The sequence below is a fragment of the Actinospongiicola halichondriae genome (assembly GCF_049103745.1).
GTDB classification, from domain to species: domain Bacteria; phylum Actinomycetota; class Acidimicrobiia; order Acidimicrobiales; family Salinilacustritrichaceae; genus Salinilacustrithrix; species Salinilacustrithrix halichondriae.
The window spans coordinates 1618612-1639366 of sequence record NZ_CP171622.1 but is presented as its reverse complement, the minus strand read 5'-3'; the positions used below and the strand labels follow the sequence as shown (position 1 = coordinate 1639366).

21 protein-coding genes are annotated in these 20755 nt (G+C 69.2%); 13 read left to right on the top strand and 8 right to left on the bottom strand.

Annotated features, from left to right (window positions below; all coding sequences use genetic code 11):
• Positions 1–2 precede the first annotated feature (2 nt).
• Genes AB8619_RS08015 through AB8619_RS08005 form a run of 3 tightly spaced genes read right to left on the bottom strand, consistent with a single transcriptional unit; the run spans position 3 to position 2706 of the window.
• Positions 3–848, bottom strand: coding sequence for a 5'/3'-nucleotidase SurE (locus AB8619_RS08015; RefSeq protein WP_436795940.1), 846 nt, complete (start codon positions 846–848; stop codon positions 3–5).
• Entirely contained in the window at positions 845–2071 is a 1227-nt protein-coding gene (locus AB8619_RS08010; RefSeq protein ID WP_436795939.1) for an MFS transporter, read from the bottom strand. Before AB8619_RS08010 ends, AB8619_RS08015 begins: the two co-directional genes overlap by 4 nt.
• Positions 2068–2706, bottom strand: a complete 639-nt coding sequence (locus AB8619_RS08005; protein WP_436795938.1) for a TIGR00730 family Rossman fold protein — start codon at positions 2704–2706, stop codon at positions 2068–2070. Before AB8619_RS08005 ends, AB8619_RS08010 begins: the two co-directional genes overlap by 4 nt.
• Before the next feature lie 25 nt (positions 2707–2731).
• Here AB8619_RS08005 and AB8619_RS08000 point away from each other — a divergent pair, with 25 nt between their 5' ends.
• Together AB8619_RS08000 and AB8619_RS07995 are read left to right on the top strand one after the other, a co-directional pair.
• The gene (locus tag AB8619_RS08000; RefSeq protein ID WP_436795937.1) at positions 2732–3487 is read left to right on the top strand and encodes a glycerophosphodiester phosphodiesterase; all 756 of its coding nucleotides are present in this window, start codon (positions 2732–2734) and stop codon (positions 3485–3487) included.
• Positions 3488–4981 carry an AMP-binding protein gene (locus AB8619_RS07995; RefSeq protein WP_436795936.1) on the top strand — a complete coding sequence of 498 codons (1494 nt, stop codon included), beginning with the start codon at positions 3488–3490 and terminating at the stop codon, positions 4979–4981.
• A gap of 3 nt (positions 4982–4984) precedes the next feature.
• Here AB8619_RS07995 and AB8619_RS07990 read toward each other — a convergent pair whose 3' ends face one another.
• The 3 genes from AB8619_RS07990 to AB8619_RS07980 form a co-directional block, all read right to left on the bottom strand.
• Positions 4985–6178 carry an FAD-binding oxidoreductase gene (locus AB8619_RS07990; RefSeq protein ID WP_436795935.1) on the bottom strand — a complete coding sequence of 398 codons (1194 nt, stop codon included), beginning with the start codon at positions 6176–6178 and terminating at the stop codon, positions 4985–4987.
• Between the two features lie 168 nt (positions 6179–6346).
• On the bottom strand, positions 6347–7165 hold the full coding sequence (locus AB8619_RS07985; protein WP_436795934.1) for a crotonase/enoyl-CoA hydratase family protein: 819 nt from the start codon (positions 7163–7165) through the stop codon (positions 6347–6349).
• Positions 7166–7200: 35 nt separating this feature from the next.
• Entirely contained in the window at positions 7201–7644 is a 444-nt protein-coding gene (locus AB8619_RS07980) for a hypothetical protein (RefSeq protein WP_436795933.1), read from the bottom strand.
• 367 nt (positions 7645–8011) lie between these two features.
• Between AB8619_RS07980 and AB8619_RS07975 the strand changes: the two genes are divergently transcribed.
• From AB8619_RS07975 to AB8619_RS07950, 6 genes are all read left to right on the top strand, one after another.
• On the top strand, positions 8012–9703 hold the full coding sequence (locus tag AB8619_RS07975; RefSeq protein ID WP_436795932.1) for an ABC transporter substrate-binding protein: 1692 nt from the start codon (positions 8012–8014) through the stop codon (positions 9701–9703).
• A 96-nt stretch (positions 9704–9799) separates the two neighbouring features.
• Positions 9800–10774 (top strand): ABC transporter permease, encoded by a 975-nt coding sequence (locus tag AB8619_RS07970; protein ID WP_436795931.1) that lies wholly within the window; start codon positions 9800–9802, stop codon positions 10772–10774.
• The gene (locus tag AB8619_RS07965) at positions 10767–11681 is read left to right on the top strand and encodes an ABC transporter permease (RefSeq protein WP_436795930.1); all 915 of its coding nucleotides are present in this window, start codon (positions 10767–10769) and stop codon (positions 11679–11681) included. Before AB8619_RS07970 ends, AB8619_RS07965 begins: the two co-directional genes overlap by 8 nt.
• Complete coding sequence (locus AB8619_RS07960; protein WP_436795929.1) at positions 11681–12787, top strand: ABC transporter ATP-binding protein; 1107 nt, start codon at positions 11681–11683, stop codon at positions 12785–12787. The genes AB8619_RS07965 and AB8619_RS07960 overlap by 1 nt, the downstream gene beginning before the upstream one ends.
• Complete coding sequence (locus tag AB8619_RS07955; RefSeq protein WP_436795928.1) at positions 12787–13836, top strand: ABC transporter ATP-binding protein; 1050 nt, start codon at positions 12787–12789, stop codon at positions 13834–13836. The genes AB8619_RS07960 and AB8619_RS07955 overlap by 1 nt, the downstream gene beginning before the upstream one ends.
• A 39-nt stretch (positions 13837–13875) precedes the next feature.
• Positions 13876–14457 carry a TetR/AcrR family transcriptional regulator gene (locus tag AB8619_RS07950; protein ID WP_436795927.1) on the top strand — a complete coding sequence of 194 codons (582 nt, stop codon included), beginning with the start codon at positions 13876–13878 and terminating at the stop codon, positions 14455–14457.
• A gap of 1 nt (position 14458) precedes the next feature.
• On the opposite strand, the gene AB8619_RS07945 is transcribed toward AB8619_RS07950, so the two are convergent.
• Positions 14459–15088, bottom strand: coding sequence for a TIGR03085 family metal-binding protein (locus tag AB8619_RS07945; RefSeq protein ID WP_436795926.1), 630 nt, complete (start codon positions 15086–15088; stop codon positions 14459–14461).
• Between the two features lie 94 nt (positions 15089–15182).
• Between AB8619_RS07945 and AB8619_RS07940 the strand changes: the two genes are divergently transcribed.
• The 5 genes from AB8619_RS07940 to AB8619_RS07920 all read left to right on the top strand — a co-directional run bounded on the left by AB8619_RS07940 (position 15183) and on the right by AB8619_RS07920 (position 19118).
• Positions 15183–15668, top strand: a complete 486-nt coding sequence (locus AB8619_RS07940; RefSeq protein ID WP_436795925.1) for a peptidylprolyl isomerase — start codon at positions 15183–15185, stop codon at positions 15666–15668.
• A gap of 57 nt (positions 15669–15725) precedes the next feature.
• Positions 15726–17345: an AMP-binding protein gene (locus AB8619_RS07935; RefSeq protein WP_436795924.1), complete on the top strand. Its 1620-nt coding sequence runs from the start codon at positions 15726–15728 to the stop codon at positions 17343–17345.
• A gap of 1 nt (position 17346) precedes the next feature.
• Positions 17347–17910, top strand: a complete 564-nt coding sequence (locus AB8619_RS07930) for a GNAT family N-acetyltransferase (RefSeq protein WP_436795923.1) — start codon at positions 17347–17349, stop codon at positions 17908–17910.
• Positions 17907–18803, top strand: a complete 897-nt coding sequence (locus AB8619_RS07925) for a DNA-3-methyladenine glycosylase family protein (protein WP_436795922.1) — start codon at positions 17907–17909, stop codon at positions 18801–18803. The genes AB8619_RS07930 and AB8619_RS07925 overlap by 4 nt, the downstream gene beginning before the upstream one ends.
• Positions 18804–18905: 102 nt before the next feature.
• Entirely contained in the window at positions 18906–19118 is a 213-nt protein-coding gene (locus AB8619_RS07920; RefSeq protein WP_436795921.1) for a hypothetical protein, read from the top strand.
• A gap of 18 nt (positions 19119–19136) precedes the next feature.
• Here AB8619_RS07920 and AB8619_RS07915 read toward each other — a convergent pair whose 3' ends face one another.
• Complete coding sequence (locus tag AB8619_RS07915) at positions 19137–20693, bottom strand: glycosyltransferase family 39 protein (protein ID WP_436795920.1); 1557 nt, start codon at positions 20691–20693, stop codon at positions 19137–19139.
• Between the last annotated feature and the right edge of the window lie 62 nt (positions 20694–20755).

Here is a 20755-nt window from a genome sequence, read left to right as displayed (position 1 = left end):
ACTCAGAGTTCGGCCGGGACCAGGGTCTCGGTCGCATAGCCCTGGCTGATCGCGTCGACGTCGTCAACGGGTCCGACGTCGGCGGGATCGACCGAACAGTCGGTCTCGAACGGGTTCACGCCCTCGGGGATCTCGGACGCGAGCGGGACGGCGACGAGGTCGCCGATCTCGCCGGCGGTGCACTCGGGGACGTTGAAGCTCACGACGGCGTCGGCGCCGATCGAACCGTCGGCGATCGCCGCGCGGTGTTCGGTGATCCACGCCACCACGAGCGCTGCGCCGGCCTCGAAGTCCGTGTCCTCGGACAGCCCGGCGCTCGCGGCCACCGCCGGGACACCGCGCCGGATCGCCGTCCGGGCTGCGCCGACGGTGCCCGAGATCGCGGCGAGGGGCCCGACGTTCTGCCCCTGGTTCACGCCGGACACGACCAGGTCCGGGTCCACGCCCAGTTCGTCGAGCGCAACGAGGACGCTGTCGGCCGGGAACCCGGACACCGCCGTGCCCTCGACACCGCTCGCGGTCGCCCCGGGGGCCGACGGCACGCCTTCCGGTGTGGTCGTGTCGGACGATCCGCTCTGGTTCTCGGCCGGCGCCACGATCACGAGTTCGACGTCGTCCATCGCCGAGAGGGCGGTGACCACCGCGTCGATGCCCGCCGAGCCGATGCCGTCGTCGTTCGTCACCAGGATCGTGAGGGGCTCGGGCGCCGCGGTGGTCGTGCTGGCGTCGGCGACCTCGCTCGTCGTGGTCGTGGCCGCGCCGTCGACGACGTCGTCGTCGCCGCATGCAGCAGCGACCAGTGCGACGGTCGCGACGAGGGCGAGCAGGAGATGGCGGGAACGATTCACGAGTGCTCCGATCTGACGGCGGGCGCGGGACGGTAGCCGTCGCGCCATTGCAGGATCTGGCGACGACCGAATCCCATGCCGATGGCAGAACCGACCGAGGATGCGGCCGCCAACGACCAGGCGAGCTCGTAGCCCCAGGCGTCGACCACGAGACCGAAGAGGATCGGGCCGGCGAGCGCCCCGACGTAGACCCCGGTCTGGGTGATGCCGGTGGCCGCGCCGGGAGCGGAGGGGTTGAGACGCACCACCGCGAGGTTGAACAGCCCGGGCCAGGCCCAGCCCGAACCGAAGGCGACGGCGGCGCCGAGGAGATGCGTGAGCACCTCGCCGGGAGCGAGGAACAGGTAGCCGATCGCGCCGCCGACCAAGAGCGCCGAGACCACCGGCAGGTGCCGACCTCCACGTTTGTCGGCGCGCTGCCCGGCGAGGAGTCGCATGGCGATCCCGACAGCAGACCCGCCCATCAGGACGAACCCCGCTGCCGATTCCCCCAGTCCTGCGTCGACCCCGGCGCTCACCATGAACGTCGCGAGCGACCCGTTGGCAGCCGACGCGAATCCGACCGCGAACGCCAGGAGCAGCAGCGGCCGCAGGGGCACATCACCCTCCGGCCGACGGTGCTCTGCTCGCCCTCCGCCGGGCACGGCATGGACCGGGACCGACACCGCAGCCGCGATCGCTCCGCACGCCGCGGCGACGAAGGCCCAGCGCCAACCCACCGTGACGCCCAACAGCGGTACCGCCAGCCCTCCGAGGAGCGTCCCGGCCGGCACGCCCGCCTGTTTCATCGCCAGCGACCAACCCTGGCGCTCCGGCGCGACGCCTTTCGCGACCAGCAGGTTGGCGGCGACCTGCGCCAGCGCGTTCGACAGCCCGGCCGCGAACAGGAGCACGAGGAGGACCGGATAGCTCTCGACGGCGGCGACGAAGGCGAGCAGGACCGCAGCGACGATCCCGGACATGCGCATCGACGTGCCCGGCCCGATGCGTTCGGCGAGTCGTCCCATCAGCGCAGACCCGAGCGCTGCCGCAGCGAAGAACGAGCCGGACGCGATCCCGAGGCGCGACGGCCCGAGCTCGATGTCACGACCGATCTGGACGGCCAACGCCCCGGTCAGGAACACCGGGAGGACCCCGACCAGCGCCGTCGAGACCGCGCTGACCTGGATCCGCCGCTCGGTGACCGGTGTGCCCGGTGTTCCAGGTGTGCCCGGGATGGTCACCGATCGATCCACTTGGACGACCGGTCTGGTTCCCGTTCGGCGAGACGATCGAGGAGATCGTCGATGTCGGAGGCCCGCACGAGGGCGTCCCGGTTCGACGGCTTGAGGAAGCCGTCGTCGACGGCCCGGTCGACCCAGTCGAGCAGCGAGCCGAAGTAGCCGTTGACGTCGAAGAAGCCGATCGGGCTCTCGTGCAGACCGATCTGGGCCCAGGTGGCGACCTCGGCCATCTCCTCCAGGGTGCCCAGCCCTCCGGGCAGGACCACGTAGGCATCGGCGAGCGCGTGGAACTGCGCCTTGCGAGCGTGCATGTCGGGCACCTCGAGGATCTCGATGCTGCCGGGGTGGCCGTCGCGCAGCGGTGTCGCCGTGACGCCGTCGGGGAACAACCCGGTGGGGAGCACGCCGATCACCTGGCCGCCGGCCGCCAGCGCTGCCGTCGCCAGCGCACCCATGAGCCCGGCGGATCCCCCGCCGTAGACGGTGACGATGCCCCGAGAGGCCAGTGCCGTCCCCGTCGCTGCTGCCGCCGCCTCGTACGCAGGATCGCGTCCCGACGACGACCCGCAGAACACGCACACCCGTCGGAACGGACTGCTCGGGGTTGCTCCGCTGGATCCTGAGGCGTCGGGCACCGCCCGACGCTACCGTCGGCGCGCGATGACCTCGTTCGCATTCCTCGACCACCCCGGGCCCATCCCCTTCGCCCATCGGGGCGGGGCGTCCGAGGCGCCCGAGAACACGCTCCCGGCCTTCGAACACGCGGTCCGCCTCGGGTACCGCTACATCGAGACCGACGTCCACGCCACGAGCGATGGCGTCCTGGTGGCCTTCCACGACGACCGACTCGATCGGGTCACCGACCGGAGTGGCGTGATCGCCGAACTGCCCTGGAGCGAGGTGTCGAAGGCCCGCGTCGACGGCACCGAGCCGATCCCGCTGCTCGAGGACGTCCTCGGCACGTGGCCGGACCTGCGGGTGAACATCGACCCGAAGGCCGACAACTCGGTCGACCCCCTCGTCGACACCATCCGCCGGACGGGTGCCATCGACCGGGTGTGCATCGGCGCCTTCTCGGACGAGCGCATCGAACGCGTGCGCTCGGCTCTGGGTCCCCGCCTGTGCACCGGGATGGGCCCCGACGCGATGGTCGACCTGATCCGCGCCTTCCAGGGCGAGAACGTGACGTTCCGTTCGGCAGCCGCACAGATCCCACCGGTCGATCCGAAGGGTCGGCCGCTCGCGACTCCCGAACTCGTCACCACCGCCCACGACCACGGCATCGCCGTGCACGTGTGGACCATCGACGACCCGGACGAGATGCGAGCGCTGCTCGACGTTGGCGTCGACGGGATCATGACCGATCGACCAGCAGTCCTGCGGGAGGTGCTCGAGGAGCGCGGGATGTGGCACTAGATGGAGCTGCCGCTCACGCCCCTCGACTTCCTCACGCGGGCACGACGCCTGTTCCCCGATCGAGTCGGCGTCATCGACGGAGACGCCAGCTGGACCTACCGCGAGTTCGCCACGCGTTGCGATCAGCAGGCCCGCCTGCTTCGTGATCTGGGAGTACAGCCCGGCGACGTCGTCGCCTGGCTGTGTGGCAACACCCACGAACTCCTCGAGGCGTACTACGGCGTGCTCCTGGCCGGCGCGGTCCTGTTGCCGCTGAACATCCGCTTGTCCGGCGCCGAGCTCCGGTCGATCCTCGAACAGGCCGATGCCCGCGTCCTGTTCCGTCACCCCGACCAGCCCGATCCCGGGGGATCGGTCGCCCAGGTCGTCCTCGACGACCACTTCGAGGCGGCACTCGCCCGGCAGGGCACCGATCCGCTCGAGCCGCCGACCGTCGACGAGCACGCTGCGGCAGAGATCTTCTTCACCAGTGGGTCGACCGGGATGCCCAAGGGCGCCGTCCTGACGCACCGCTCGCTCTACCTGCATGCGGTCCACAACGCGTTGACCAACTCGATCACCGGCGACGACGTCATCATCCACCTGGTGCCGCTCTTCCACGTGAACGGGTGGGGAACCCCGCACTACCTGACCGGCCTCGGTGGCACCCATGTGATGCTCCCCCGGTTCGACGCCGGAACGGTCCTGCGCCTCATCGAGACCCACGGCGTGACCCGCATCTTCGGCGTGCCGGCGATGATCCGCATGCTGCTCGACCATCCCGACATGGGCTCGACCGACTGTGGTCCGGTCGTGGCGACCTCGATCGGTGGAGCACCGGTGACGCCGGAGATGCTCGCCGAGGTCGAGGCGGCGTTCGACTGCACCGCCATCTGTGGCTACGGCATGACCGAGGCCTCCCCCACGCTCACCCGATCGCTCGACAAACCCGGTGAGCCACCGTCGACCGAGCGACGGGCCACCACGGGCTTGCCGATCGTGGGCGTCGATGCCCGGGTCCTCGGCCCGGGCGACGTCGAGGTGCCGTGGGACGGCGCGTCGATCGGCGAGGTCTGTGCCCGCTCCAACCACGTCATGGACCGCTACCTCGACGCGCCGGAGGCCACCGCCGAGGTCCTGCGCGACGGCTGGCTGCGCACCGGCGACCTCGCGGTCGTGCGACCCGACGGCTACCTGGTCCTCGTCGACCGCAAGAAGGACCTCATCATCAGTGGCGGCGAGAACATCGCCAGCCCCGAGGTCGAACATGCGTTGACCACGCACCCGGCGGTGCGTGAAGCCGCTGTCGTCGGCCGCCCGGACGAGCAGTGGGGCGAGGTCCCGGTCGGCTGGGTGTCGCTGCACGCCGGCATGTCGACCGACGAGGCCGAGCTGATCGCGCACGTCCGCGGTCGTCTCGCGGCGTTCAAGGCCCCGAAGGCCGTGACCATCGTCGACGAACTGCCCAAGGGCGGGACCGGCAAGATCGACAAGACCACGCTGCGCGCCATGTGACCGTCAGCGCGACGGCAGAAGCACGTTGGGGTTGCAGATCGAATCCGGGTCGAGCGCTCCAGCGATCGCCGACATGGTCGCCACGTCGTCGCTTCCCCGGTTGGCGACGAGCCATTGCCGTTTCGCCGTGCCGATGCCGTGCTCTGCGCTGACCGAGCCGCCGGCCGCGTGGACCGCAGACAAGACCGCGTCGCCGATGGCGTCGGCGACGCCGGGTGCGTGGCCGGTCACGTTGACGTGGACGTTGCCGTCGGCGACGTGACCGAAGATCCACGTCCTCGATCCGGATGACGCTGCGGCGACGTCGTGGCCGATCGACACGCAGAAGTCGGCGAGCCGTGGTGCGGGAAGCGTGACGTCGTACTTGAGCGGGGTCCCGAGCCGAGCGATCGATTCGGTGTGTGCCTCGCGCACCTGCCACAGCGCCGCCGACCGACCGGCATCGGTCGCGACCGCCACACCGCGCACATCGGGGAGCGACTCGATCGCTGCCGACAACGCCTCGACCGGATCTGGTGGACCGACGGCCTCGACGACCAACTGGACCGCGGGGACAGGGTCGAGCACCGGGTCGACACCGCTCACAGCCGCAACCATCTCGGCTCCGTCGCGCAGGACCATCTCGACCGCCTCGAGCCCGGGAACGCCACGTCGGAGTCGACTGGTGGCGCCGATCGCCGCGGCGACGTCGTCGAACCCGACGAGAGCGGTCACCGAGTTGGATGTCGGTGCGACGAGGGCGAGCCGAGCCCGACACACGATCCCAAGGGTGCCTTCACTTCCGCAGAAGAGCCCGCCCAGGTCGTAGCCGGTGTTGTCCTTGACCAGTCCACCGAGCCGGCTGATGACCCGACCTGCGCCGGTCACCGCCTCGATGCCCAGCACCTGCCGTCGCGTCGATCCGTGGCGCACCACCCGCACGCCACCGGCATTGGTGGCGATCATGCCGCCGACGGTGGCGCTGTCGCGCGCAGCGAAGTCCACGCCGTAGCGCCATCCGGAGGCCGCCGCGGCGTTCTGGACCGCAGCGAGCGTGACGCCCGCACCGGCGGTGAGCTGCCCGGCATCGACATCGACGTCGGTGATCGCGTCCATACGAGACGTCGAGACGACGACCTCGCCGTCGCGCGGGACGGAACCACCCACGAGGCCGGTGTTCCCGCCTTGGGGAACGAGGGCGCGCGGTGACGACGGCATGCCTCGATGATCGCCGCCACCTCTTCGGTGGACGCCGGCCGGACCACCGCGGGCGTGGTGCCCACGAAGCGGCCCGTCCAGTCGGTCTCGAATCGAGCCCGCAGGTCGGCATCGGTCAGGACGTGACCCGACCCGACGATCTCCCGGAGTTCGTCGACCAGCACCGGGTCAGCGGAACCGCGGCTCGCGCTTCTCGAATCCGGCCATGACCGCCTCGACCTGGTTCGGGCTGCCGATGAGTGCCGCGATCTCGGCGCGCTCGGCGGCGAACTGCTCGGCGATGGGCACCGAGCCCGAGTCGTTCAGCAGACGCTTCGCTGCTCGGACGGCCTCGGGGCTCTTGCCGGCGATCTCGCGAGCGAGGGCCAACGCCGCGGCCTTGGGATCGTCGGACACCCTCGTGGCCAGACCCAGCTGCACGGCCTCGGTCCCCTCGACCATGCGGCCGGTGAAGGTCAGTTCCTTGGCGACGTCGAGGCCCACGAGCCGCGGGAGCATCCAGGTGCCGGTCATGTCGGGGATCAGGCCCCACTTGATCTCGAGCACGCTGAAGCGTGCATCGGGCGTGCAGATGCGCAGGTCGGCGCCGAGCGCGATCTGACAGCCGCCGCCGAGGGCCACGCCGTGGACCGCGGCGATCACCGGAACCGGCACCTCCTGCCACACGTGGGCCACCTGCTGGCCGAGGTGGGTGATGCGGTCGCTGGTGTCGAAGACGGCGCCCGACCCGCCGGCGGCATCACTGTCTGCGTCGTCGTTGCTGGCACCGGCCATGGCCTGGAAGCTCGAGAAGTCGAGACCGGAGCAGAACGCCCGACCTTCGCCCGACAGCACGACGGCACGGACCGACGGATCGTTGGCGACGCGCTCGCCGGCCTCGGCGATGGCGACGAACATCGCGGTGTCCAACGCATTCATCTTGTCTGGCCGGTCGAGGCGGACATCCGCCACGCCGTCGTCGATCTCGATCTGGACGCGGTCGCTCATGCGCCCAGTCTGGCGCGCGCCGATCCGCGGTGTCGTCAGCCCGCCCGGTGCAGCGGTGCGCCGAGGAACGGACGGATGAGGATCTCGCTGCACGGGGCGTCCGGATCAGCGACCAGCGCCCGGGCGGCGTCGCCCGCGGCCCTCGCCATGTGGGTGGTCCCTGCCCGGTCGCCCTCTCGTATTCCCCGGTCCGTGCACACCGCCAGGGCGCAGAGGCGCACCTCGTGCTGCGCCTCGCGCGCCTGGCGACGCCGGCCGCGCCGTTGCAGCAGTCGGACGACCTCCCTCGTCGCCCGCAACCGCTCCACCTCCCCGTCCGGGGTGTCGGTGGTGGCAGCGATGGCGCCGATCAGCCACACCAGCTCGGCACGGTCCCTGTCCCGTAGCCACGCTTCGAAGCCGTCGACGTCCACGAGTCCACCATCGTCACCGAATGCTCCGACGATGACGGGAACGATCCGAACGACCCACTCCCCCACACGCACCGTAGATCACGACGCTGCGTGTGCGGTCGGCGACGTTGTGCACCGGCCGTGTCGCCATTGTCCGGTAGGTCCGAATCGGAGTTCAGAGAGTTCTCTCACGACGCAAAAGACCTTCGGGGTTGTGCCAACATCCACATCGGCGGGTGCCGCAGAATCTCCCGTCGTAGGGGGCAGCGCGGCCGGTGGTCGATCGACATCACTTCGTCACGCCTTACTATTGACACTCTGCCAACAAGCGACTTACGGTCGGCGCAGCGGCGTGACCTCCGTCACGGAACCTGCGTCGCCACCACACCAGGGCAACTCGTTGCCCGTCGCCATCGAGAAGCGCTCGGTGACGTGAACCCAAGGGGGAACCTTCGTGAGAAGTCAGTCCACGCGCCGCTGGACGCGGTTGCTCGCACTGCTGCTCGGTCTGGCCATGGTCGCCGCTGCATGCGGCGGCGATGACGACACCGCAGACGGTGGAAACAACGACGAGGGTCCGACCGACTCCGAACCGGACGAGTCCGACGCCGGCGACCCAGTTCCGGGCGGCAAGCTCGTCTACGGCGTCGAGGCCGACACCTCCACGCCATGGACCCCGGCCAACTCGGTCTGTGCCATCTCGTGCCACATGATCATGCGCTCGGTGTTCGACACCTTGACGCTCTTCGCCGAGGACGGCTCGGTGCAGCCGAACCTCCTCGAGTCGTTCGAGCCCAACGACGACTTCACCGCCTGGACGCTGACCCCGAAGTCGGGCATCACCTTCCACGACGGCACGCCGTTCGACGCTGCCGCCATCAAGGCCAACCTCGACGCCCACCTGGTCAGCTTCCTGACCGCGAAGGCGCTCCTCAACGTCGAGTCGGTCGACCTGTCCGAGGACGGAAGCGCTGCGGTCGTGACCATGAAGAGCCCGTGGAACCGCTTCCCGAGCTTCCTCTCCGGCCAGATCGGCTACCAGGCGTCGCCCACGTGGCTCGCCGCCGTCGCAGAAGACCCCACGCTCGCCGCATCGCCGGTCGGCACCGGGCCGTTCGTCTTCAAGTCGTACGAGGTCGGTGGCAGCTTCATCGCCACCAAGAACGCCGAGTACTGGCGGGCCGATGAAGGTCTGCCCTACCTCGACGAGATCGAGTACCGCGTGCTCGCCGATGGGCAGGCACGAAAGAACGCCCTGCTGTCCGGCGACATCGACATCATGCACACCTCGGCCGGTCTCGTGATCAGCGACCTCCGCAAGGAGGACGGCATCGAGCTCACCGAGAACAGCTCGTACGGCGAGACCAACTACACGCTGATGAACGTCGGGAACCCCGACTCCCCGATCAGCGACGTGCGGATCCGCAAGGCGCTCGCCATGGCGATCGACAACGAGGTGCTAATCGAGCGCCGCGGTGCCGGCATCGGCATGGTCGCCAACGGCCCGTTCAGCCCCGATCAGAAGGGCTACCTCGAAGAGACCCCCTACCCCGAGTACGACCCGGAGGGCGCCAAGGCGCTCGTCGACGAGTACAAGGCGGAGAAGGGCGTCAGCTCGGTCGACATCGCCTACACGACGACGACCGATCCGGCGAACCTCGAGACCGGCGAACTGGTCAAGCAGTTCTGGGACCAGGTCGGCCTCAACGTCGAGCTCGCCCAGATCGAACAGGGCGCATTCATCGTCACCGCTCTCAGCGGCGACTTCGAGATGTTCGGTTGGCGCAACCACGGTGGCGTCGATCCCGACAGCCAGCGCATCTGGTGGCACAGCGAGACCGCCGACGACATCGGAGCGCTGGCCCTGAACTTCGGCCGGATCACGGACGACGTCATCGACGAGAACCTCGACAAGCTCCGTCAGACGACCGACGAGGCCGAGATCACGGCTGCGGCCGAGGCGATCAACACCCAGTTCGGCGAGCAGGTCTACAACCTGTGGAGCTCGTGGACCGTGTGGGGCATCGCCAAGGACCCGAAGGTGAACGGTCTCGACACCTTCGTCCTGCCCGACGGCACGCCGGAGATCTACGGCAACGGCATCGGTGGCTCCCACCAGGTGTCGCAGCTGTGGATCGGCGAGTGATTCGGCTCTGACCGCGACTCGGGGTCCCTCCGACGGCTCGACCGCCGGAGGGACCCCGGACCCTCTTCGTCTTCCATCCAGAAAGCAGCCACACCCGTGAAGTTCGTCCTCGTGAGGTTCGCACAGCTCGTCGTCGTGCTCCTGGTCGCAACGTTCTTCACGTACTCGCTCACCTTCGTGGCCAACTCGCCCGAGGAAGTCGTCGACCGAGTACTACAAACCGAGAGCGGCAACGAAACCAGGCGAGCCGAGATCCGAGCCGACCTGAACCTGGACGACCCGCTCCTCGTCCGGTACGGCAAGTGGCTCGGCGACGCGGTGACCGGCGACTTCGGGTTCTCCTACAGCGCCCAAGAGCCCGTGTCCGACCGTCTGGCGACGAGGGTGCCGCGCACTTTCGCGCTGGTCATCCTGTCCCAGGTGCTCGCACTCCTCCTGGCAATCCCGGCCGGAATCGTCGCTGCATGGCGAGCCAACACGTGGGTCGACCGGGGACTCAGCTCGACATCGATTGGGCTTTTGGCCATTCCGAACTACGTGGCCGGGATCTTCTTCGTCTTCCTGTTCGCGCTCCAGCTCGGCTGGTTCCCCTCGATCGTCAGCGGCAACGTGAATCCCAGCAGCGTCGGCGAGCTACTCCAGCCGTGGGGCTGGGACCTGAAGAGCTTCTTCCTCCCTGCCCTAGCGCTCAGCCTCGGGCAGGTGGCGGTCTACATGCGCCTCCTGCGGACCGACATGATCGCCACCCTGCAGGAGGACTACATCGGCATGGCCAAGGCGAAGGGTATGCCGACTCGGTCGATCCTGTTCCGCCACGCACTCAGACCCTCGAGCCTGTCGTTGGTGACCAGCGTCGGCATCAACGCGGGTGCCGCCATCGGCGGCACCGTCATCATCGAGGCCATCTTCGGCATGCCCGGCATGGGCCAGATGCTCGTCGATGCCATCGGACGCGGCGACATCATGGTCGTCCAGGGGGTCGTCGCCGTCGTCGCCATCGGCTTCGTCCTCATCAACTTCGTCATCGATCTCCTGTACGCCGCCCTCGACCCCAGGATCCGCAGTGTCTGACGTCGCTCTTCGAGAAGCGGCCGAGCCCGCACCGGCCCCGGCCGAGACCGCTGACCTCCCGAAGAAGAAGGGGTGGGGCATCGGATTCTGGCTCGCGGTCGCCTGGACGATCTTCATCGTCGTTCTGTGCGCCGGCGCGCCCTACTTGCCCTTCGTTGACGAGCCCGGCGCGTTCGCGATCACGAACCCGTCGTTCTCCACCCCCTCCGCCGACCACTGGTTCGGCACCAACGAGAACGGTGACGACATCTTCAGCCAGGTCGCCAACGGCGGGCGGACGTCGCTGATCATCGGCGTCAGCGTCGTGATCATCGGGCTACTCACGGGCGGTGTCATCGGCATGATCGCCGGCTTCTTCCGGGGCCGCACCGATCGCTTCATCTCCGCGGTGGTCGACGTGATGCTCGCGTTCCCCGCTCTGGTCCTCGCGCTGGCCATGATCTCGATCTTCGCATCCGACGGCAGCGTCATCCGCCCGAACCTGACCGTGGTGATCGGGTCGTTGTCGATCCTGTCGATCGCTCCGCTCGCCCGCATCACACGCGGCATCACCCTGGCGTTCGCCGAGCGCGAGTTCGTCACCGCAGCCCGCACGCTCGGAGCGAAGAACGGCCGTATTATCCGACGCGAGATCCTCCCCAACGTGATCCCGCCGATGGCCGTCTTCAGCCTCACGGTCATCGCTGTGGTGATCGTCGCCGAAGGCGCCCTCGCCTACCTCGGGCTGTCGGTCAGCGCACCGGCACCGACCTGGGGAAAGCTGATCCTCGCCGGCCGCGACGATCTCGACTCCTACCCGCACGTCACCTTCTTCCCCGCCGGCGTGATGTTCCTCACGATCCTGTCGCTCAACTACGTCGGCGACGTGCTCCAAGGCCGCTTCACGGTCCGAGAAGGAGCGCTCTAGTGGCTCGTCGCATCACCGCCACCGACGACTCCACGTCCGGTGCGCCGCTCCTCGAGGTCACCGACCTCAAGACCCACTTCCTCACACCACGAGGCCGCGTCCGTGCCGTCGACGGCGTGTCGCTCACGCTCGAGCGTGGCAAGACGCTCGGCATCGTCGGAGAGTCCGGCTCGGGCAAGACCGTGTTGTCCCGCTCGATCATGGGCCTCCTCCCCCGCAGCAACGTCGAGCGCACCGGGTCGATCAAGTACGAGGGCACCGAGATCATCGGCTACTCGCAGAGCGAGATGCAGTCGGTCTGGGGTCCCGAGATGGCGATGATCTTCCAGGATCCGATGACCTCGCTGAACCCGGTCATGCGGATCGGCAAGCAGATCACCGAGTCGCTCCGCTTCCACCTCGACATGGACAAGAACGAGGCCAACGAACTCGCCGTCGCGCTCCTGAAGTCGGTCGGGATCCCCGAACCCGCCAAGCGGGTGCGCGAATACCCGCACCAGCTCTCCGGCGGCATGCGTCAGCGTGTCGTCATCGCCATCGCACTGGCCTGCGGTCCGAAGCTCCTCTTCGCCGACGAGCCGACCACGGCCCTCGACGTGACCGTGCAGGCCCAGATCCTCAACCTGCTCGACGCCCAGCAGCGCGAGCGCTTCATGGCGACGATCCTGGTCACGCACGATCTCGGCGTCGTCGCCGGACGCGCGCATGACATCGCCGTGATGTACGCCGGCAAGGTCGTCGAGAAGGCCTCGGCCAAGACGCTCTTCTCGTCGATGCGGATGCCCTACACCGAGGCCCTGCTCGAGTCGATCCCGAAGCTCGAGTACCCGAGCCACACTCGACTGTCGTCGATCCCCGGACGCCCGCCAGACCTCGCCAACCCGCCGTCGGGCTGTCACTTCGCCCCCCGGTGCCGCTACGCCCAACCCCAGTGCCTCGAAGAGGAGCCGCCCCTCGTGGAGGGTGACACCCCCGATCATTCGTACCGCTGCCACTTCCCCGTCGGGACGCCGGCCGGCGACGAAGCGTTGGCCCGCAACAAGGCCGAAGGCCGTGTCGTCCGCGGCGACGACGTCGAGGTCGCGATCAGCGGCGGAGCCAACTGATGGCCGGATCCGGAACCGCGCACCTGCGCGACAGCGACGACATCGTCCTGCGGGTCGAGAACCTGACGGTCGAGTTCCCCGCCGGGCGTGGACGCACCGTCCACGCCGTGACCGACGTGAGCTTCGACGTCGCCAAGGGCGAGACCCTCGGCATCGTCGGCGAGTCGGGTTGCGGCAAGTCGACGACCGGCAAGGCGATCATGCGCCTCGTGCCCATCGCCGGCGGCTCGGTCACCTTCAAGGGCACCGACATCACCCATCTGCGTGGATCGACGTTGCGCAAGCTGCGCCAGGACCTCCAGATGATCTTCCAGGACCCGGTCTCGTCGATCAACCCGCGGCGCGCCATCGGCGACGTCGTGTCCGAGCCGCTCGAGATCTGGGACAAGACCGAGGGCGGGAGCGAACTTGTCGACCGTGTCCTGTCCGACGTCGGCCTCGACCCGGAGATCGCGCGACCGAAGCGGCGCCACGAGTTCTCCGGCGGTCAGTGCCAGCGCATCTGCATCGCGCGAGCACTCGTGCTCGACCCCGAGGTCATCATCTGCGACGAGCCGGTCTCGGCGCTCGACGTCTCGGTGCAGGCCCAGATCCTCAACCTGCTCGAGGACATGAAGGAGCGCTACGGCCTCACCCTCATGTTCATCGCGCACGACCTCGCCGTCGTGAAGAATGTCTCCGACCGCGTCGCGGTCATGTACCTCGGCAAGATCTGTGAGGTCGCTGCGCCCGACGATCTCTACTACCGCCCGGCGCACCCCTACACGGCCGCGCTCCTGTCGGCCATCCCGCTCCCCGACCCCGACGTGGTCCCCGACACCGGTGACCTCGCCGGCGATCTCCCGTCGCCCCTCGATCCCCCCTCGGGTTGCCGCTTCCGCACTCGCTGCTCACGAGCCACCGACCGGTGTGCCGCCGAGGAGCCCATCGTGCGCGAGGTCGGCCCCAATCACTACGTCGCATGCCACTTCCCCCTCGTCGGGGAGACGGCACCACCGACCGGAGCGACGCCGGTGGCGAATCCCGTGAGCCTCGACGGCTCCGCCTGAACGGGCGATCCAGCGGTACGGCCGGGGAGGGAGGCCGCGATGACATCTCGACCCAGAGCCCGGACCCGGCTCGATCCCGCGGTCCGACGGCGTCAGATCGCCGAAGCCGCAGCGCGCGTCTTCGCGGAACACGACCCCGCCGAGGTCTCCTTCGAGTCGGTGGCCGAGGCCGCCGGCGTGTCCCGCAGCCTCGTGTACTCCTACTTCGGCGACCGGGGAAGTCTCTTCGCCGCGGCCTACACCTGCGAGATGTCGCGGCTCGACGAGGAGATCGACGGCGCGCTCGAGAAGCTCGGCGACAACCGGGCACGTCTCGAGTCCGCCGTCCGCGCCTACCTCCACTTCGCGTCGCGCCACCGGGAGCGTTGGAATCTCATCGCGTCCGCCGGATCGTCACGTCACCCGGCTGTCCGGGAGGCGATCGCGGCCCGCACCGACCGCATCGCGTCGTCGCTCGGTGGGAGCGCCGAGGCCCGACTCTTGGTGAGCGGCGTGATCGGCATGCTGGAGGCCGCCGCAGTGCACGTCCTCGAAGAAGGCGCCGACCCTGACGAGTTGACCGAACTCCTCACCCAGGTGATCTGGGCCGGCGTGTCGTCGTTCGTCGCCGAGGACGCCTGAGTCAGAGCCCGAGGTCGGCCTCCCACAACGCCGAGACCTGCGCCTCGCTGCCCTCGAACGCGAGATCGGCCACCGAGCCGCGGCCGTTCAGCCACAGCAACAGTTCGCCGGGCCGGCCGACGATGCGGGGCGGTTCCGCGCCACGCCGAGCGAGCGAGCGTCCGGTCTCGTCGATCAAGTCGACCTCGACGTGGCCACGCCACAGTTGGAGTGCCGCCATGCGAGAGACCACGGGACGGAGCGCATCCTCGAGTTCGGGACGGTCGGTCCGTGGGCCCTCGCCGTTGGCCCGACGGACGTCCTCGTGGTGCACGAAGTACTCGTTCAGGTTGAGCAGCGATCGCAGCACCGGGAGGCCCCAGGGCACGAGCGGCGGACCGGTGCGGATCCGATCGACGACGTCGTCGTAGCCACGATGTTGTTCGCGACGCATCGCCCAGTCGGTCAGCCGTTCGAACGGCCCGCCGACCACGATGCCCGGACCGGACAGGGGATTCCGCTCCCGCGCCACCAGGTGGGCGGCGAGATCGCCGGTGGTCCAGTCGCCGCAGAGCGTCGGCGCATCGGGGCCGAGCGCTGCGAACCGTGCACAGAGGTCGGCGCGCTCACGCGCATCGTGGGGCATCGACATGGGCACGAGCCTAGGGACCCTCGACGCCACTCCGGCAGCGGCATCGGCGCCCCGGGGCGTGGTTCTCGAGGCCCCCGCCCCCTAGGGTTCGGCCATGGCCAAGCCCTATGACATGCAGATCGACCTCGACACCGTCTACGAGGTGACATTCGCCACCGACAAGGGCGACATCGTCGCCGAGATGGATCCGAAGGCGGCCCCCAAGACCGTCAACGAGTTCGTGTGCAAGACCCGCGACGGGTTCTACGACGGTCTCACCTTCCACCGCGTCGTGCCCGACTTCGTCGTCCAGGGCGGCGATCCCGAGGGAACCGGTCGCGGCGGCCCCGGCTACAAGTTCGAGGACGAGCCGGTGCAGGGCGAGTACACGCTCGGCGCTCTGGCCATGGCCAACGCCGGTCCCAACACCAACGGCAGCCAGTTCTTCATCTGCATCGACGACTGCACCCGCAAGCTCGACAAGCTCTACAACCTGTTCGGTCACGTCACCTCTGGCGTCGAGATCGCGCAGTCCATCGCGGTCGGCGACAAGATGAACTCCGTCACCATCACGGAGAAGGGCAACCCGTCGGTCGCCTAGGCGACCGCTCGGGCCAGGGCGGATGCCGTGCATCCGTCCATCGAGGATGACCTGCGCGTGAGCGGTCACAACATCGCGGCGCTGCACGAGGCGATCGCCGCCGTCGCCCCGGATCGGGAGTGCATCGTCTGGCGCGACCGGCGGCTGTCGTGGGCCGAGGTGACCGACCGGACCCGCCGCTTCGCGAACGGGATACTGGCGGAAGGCATCGGTGGTGAACCCCGCTCGGTCCAGCACGGCTGGGAGAGCCCGCACGATCACGTCGCGCTGTATCTGACCAACGGGAACGAGTACCTCGAGGCCATGGTGGGCTGTTGGAAGGCCCGAGCCGCTGCCGTCAACGTCAACTACCGCTACACCGCCGACGAACTCGCGCACGTCCTCGACGACAGCGCCGCGGTTGCGATCGTCTACCACGCCCGTTTCGCCCCGGTGCTCTCGCAGGCGCTCGATCGATGCGAGCTCGTCCGTCTGCTGGTGGTCGTCGACGACGGATCCGAGGTCGCGCCGGTGCCCGGATCGGTCCCCTACGAGGACCTCCTCACCGGAGCAGCGCCGGCCCGACCCGCTCTGGAGTGGAACGGCGACGATCGATACGTGGTCTACACCGGTGGTACCACGGGCAAGCCCAAGGGTGTCCTGTGGCGCCAGGACGACTTCCTCGCGAGCGCGCTCGGCATCGCGGGATCCGAACACGACATCGTGGAGCGGGCACGCCGCCCCGATCGACCACGTGCGCTGCCCGCTCCCCCGTTCATGCATGGCGCTGCCCACTGGAATGCACTGTCGTGCTGGCTGGCCGGTGGGACGGTCGTGATCCAGGACGACACCGATCGGCTCGACCCGGCCGACGTCCTCGACGTCTGTGCTCGTGAGCGCGTCGGATCACTCCTGATCGTCGGCGACGCCTTCGCGCGCCCACTCGTCGACGAGATGGGCCGGACCGCCCGCGACCTGTCGCATCTCCGCCTGTTGATGACCGGCGGAGCGATCCTGTCGCCGGCACTGAAACGTCAACTGCACGAGCTCCTCCCCGGTCTCCGCATCCTCGACGTCCTCGGGTCGTCGGAGACGGGTCGCCACGGGGTGAGCACCTCCAGCGAGGACGACGCCGCGGAACCCGGGGTGTTCGCTGCATCCGACACCACGATCGTGCTCGACGAGGACCGCACCCGACCGCTCCAGCCCGGCGAGGACGCAATCGGATGGCTCGCGCAGCGTGGGCGGGTCCCGCTCGGGTACCTCGGCGACCGCACGAAGACCGAGGCCACGTTCCCGGTCATCGACGGCGACGTGCACGCCGTCGCCGGCGACCGGGCACGCCTTCGCCTCGACGGTCACATCGAACTGCTGGGCCGGGAGTCGGTCACCATCAACACCGGTGGCGAGAAGGTCCACGCCGAGGAGGTCGAGCAGGCTCTCAAGGACCATCCGAGCGTCTACGACGTCCTCGTGGTCGGACGCCCGAGCGAGCAGTGGGGGCAGGAGATCGTCGCCGTGGTCGCCCCGGGCGACGGGTTCGACCTCGACGTCGTCGCCGCGCATGCCGGCGGCCACCTCGCTCGCTTCAAGCTCCCCAAGGACTACGTCGAGGTCGGCGAGATCCGGCGCAGCGCCAGCGGCAAACCCGACTATGCGTGGGCCCGCCGGGTCGCCGCCGGGACCGAGGTCCGCTGACATGCGTCGTGCCGTCGCCGCCCACGGGTCGAGCTACCTGCGCAAGCCGACCGAGGCGGACGGCCGTGAGTTCGTCGACTGCGTGCTGCGGGAGCAGAGCCGTCTCGAGCCGTTCGTCTACGCCTCCGAGACGGTGTCGGCCTACCGGACGTGGATCGCCAAGGGGAATCGGGTCGACGTCGAGCAGTTCCTGGTGTGCCGGCGCGAAGACGACGTCATCGTCGGCTTCGTCAACATCAACAACATGACCGGCGGCGCCCTCCAGTCCGGCGCACTCGGCTGGGCCTCGTTCACGACCGAGCAACCCCGCGGGCACCTCACCGAAGGCGTGGCGATGGTGCTCGAGGTCGCCTTCACCCAACTCCGACTGCACCGTCTCGAGGCGAACATCCAGCCCTCGAACGAACGGTCGCGTCGACTCGCCATCCGGGCGGGTTTCCGGCTCGAGGGCTTCTCGCCCCGCTTCCTCCAGATCGGTGGCGAGTGGCGCGACCACGAGCGGTGGGCGGTCTCGGAGGAGGACTGGCGCGATCGGCGTCGGCGTCGTCGGACGGAAGACCGATGATGGACGTTCCTCGCACCCGCGTGATCCCGCTGGCACGCCCGCTCGACCTGCGTCTGACCTTGGCCCCGACCCGCATCGGACGAGGTGATCCGTGCACGAAGCTGAAGTCCGACGAGGCGTTCCACGCGTCGCGGACGCCGGAGGGCCCCGCCACGCTCCATCTCCTCGTCGACGGACAGGAACTCCGCGCCGCTGCGTGGGGTGACGGCGCGGACTGGGCACTCGACCAGGTCCCGGAGTTGGTGGGCCAGGGCGACGACCCGGTCTTCCAGACCAGCGACCCGCTGATCACCGACCTGCAGGCCCGGATCCCGGGGCTCCGCGTCGGCGCGACCCGGCGGGTCCTCGAGGCGATCGTGCCAGCGGTGTGTGCACAACGGGTGTCGCCCTTCGAGGCGAAGCGCGCCTACCGCCAGCTCGTGGAAGCGCTCAGCGAGCCCGCTCCGGGCGGGCCGGGAGTCGACCTCCTCCTGCCGCCGGACGCTCGGACCCTTGCCTCGACGGGGTACCACGACCTCCACCCGCTGGGGCTCGAACGGTCGCGGGCCGATGTCGTGCGCCGGGCTGCGGCCCGGGCAGCGACGGTCGAGTCCGTCGTCGACGATCCGGCCGAGGTCGCCGAGGCCCGCCTGCGATCGATCGCGGGATTGGGCGTCTGGACATCGGCGCGTGTGCGCGAGGCCGCGCTCGGCGACCCCGACGCCGTCCCCGTCGGCGACGCCGCACTGAAGCACCTGGTCTCGTTCGTCTTCACCGGCGAGCGACGCGGCACCGACGCACAGATGATCGAGCTCCTCGAACCGTTCCGAGGCAACCGCGGAAGGGTCCTCCGACTGCTGAAGGCCGCCGGCCTCGGCCCTCCACGACACGACCTGGCATCGACCACCGGCTGAGCGCCGTCGAACGGCTACCCACAGGGTGTGGACAGCGAACGACCGCAAGTCACAGGGTTGTCCCCCTTCCGCCACACAGGGGCATCACCGTACGGTCGTCACATGAGCACCTACGACATCACCATGCGGGACCAGACCGTCGAGGTCGTGGACGCCGACGCCTACGAGCAGGAGGGGCCGATGACGACCTTCTTCGAGGTCGCAGAGGGGCGAGGGGTCGTGGACTGCTGGTCGACTCGCGTGGCCAGCATCCGGACGGCCGACATCATGGTCATCCGCCGATCGGCTGCGGTCGCGCTCCACGCCGTCGGCTGAGGACGGAGCGGACGTGGGTCAGGGGTCGAAGCGGTAGAGGGTCGACGGCTCGCCCACTGGCTTCGCCGACTGCGCGACCGATCGCTCCGGCCGCTGTGTCGTCAACTCGGTGAGCACGCCGATGCAGAGCTCCTCGTACGTGCGGTAGCCGTCGGCGAAGACCAGCCAGACCACGCCATCGCCGGCCCGCTCGAGGAGCGATGTGGCGAGCGCCGACGGGTCTGCTGACCGGTTGCGATCGCCGTAGTCGACCCAGTCGATGCGATCGGGTCGATCGAGCGTCGGGATCGCGACCGCGTCGACACCCGGCTCCAGACTGCGAAGTGTCGACGGCCCGATCTGGTCGGGGCAGAACGCGACCACATCACCGGGAGCGGCAGCAGCGTTGAGCGCTTCGGCGATGGACTCGCCCTGCGTGCGACTGTCGGTCACGTTCTTCGCCGCGCCGACCGCGCTGAGACCGACGAGGCCGACGACGACGACGCGTAGTGGCCACGGTCGCGGCAGCATCGACAGGCCGATGCCGGCGGCGACGAACAACAGCGCGATCAGTCCCGCGGCGTAGCGAGCGATGAAGGCACCCCCCGAGAGCGCTCCTGCGGTCAGGCCGACGGTCAGGGTCAACAGGGCGAGGGCGACCTCGGGCCGGACGGTCGATGCGGTTCGGAGGTCGAGGACCATCGTCGACCGACCGCGTTCCACGGCCAGCAGGCCGACCGCCACGGCGAACAACACGGTCATCCCGAAGAGCGTTCCTTCGGGGAACGCCCCGCCGCCGATGCCCACCGCCAGCTCCATCACGGCCTGGGTGGGACGGGCGGCCGAACCCCAGGGAGTGCCGGTGTGTGCCGCTTGATACAGGAACGCGCCGAGCCATGGGAGGAAGCACACGACGCCCGCAGCCAGGGACGACCCGACACGGAGCGCAGCGGCACGTTCGTCGGCGCGCCACCACCGCCACGCGAGGAGGACGACTGCAGCGATCCCGGCATAGATCGCCCAGTAGTGGGTCAGGAGCGACGCTCCGGTCAACAGCGCGAGGAGCAGCCACCGCGACCGACTGGGCGACGAGCGGAGGTCGTCCGCGACCAGCCAAGCGCCCAGCATCAGGAGCGCAACGAGCGAGTACATGCGCGCCTCGGTGGCGTATCGCAGCGAGAAGGGTGCGACCGCGGTGACGAGCAGCACGAGTGCGCCCCCGACCTCTCCGCCGCGCCGGCGACCGGCGAGCCAGGCCAACGGCAGCGTCGCGACCGAGAACACCCCGGACAACGCACGGACCGCTTGGTCGCCCTCGCCGAAGATCTCCATCCAGTAGTGGAGGACGACGTAGTAGAGCGGCGGATGACCGTCGTGCCGCAGTGCGTCGAAGATGTCGCCGACCGGGAGCCGCGCGATGTTGACGCTGAGCGCCTCGTCGAGCCACATCGGCGAACGGGTGACGAAGCGGAACACCAGACTGACCACGACCGCGAGGACCACGAAGGCCAACTCGAGTGCGTGTACGTCAGGCTCGTCGACCCCGTCGGCGTGGTCCGGTCCGCGTGCGGGCGTCCTGGTCTCGGCGGCACCCACGAGCAACACCCTATCCGGGGCCGCGACCGGAACCGTGCCTGGTCGCGGCGCATCGTAGAGTG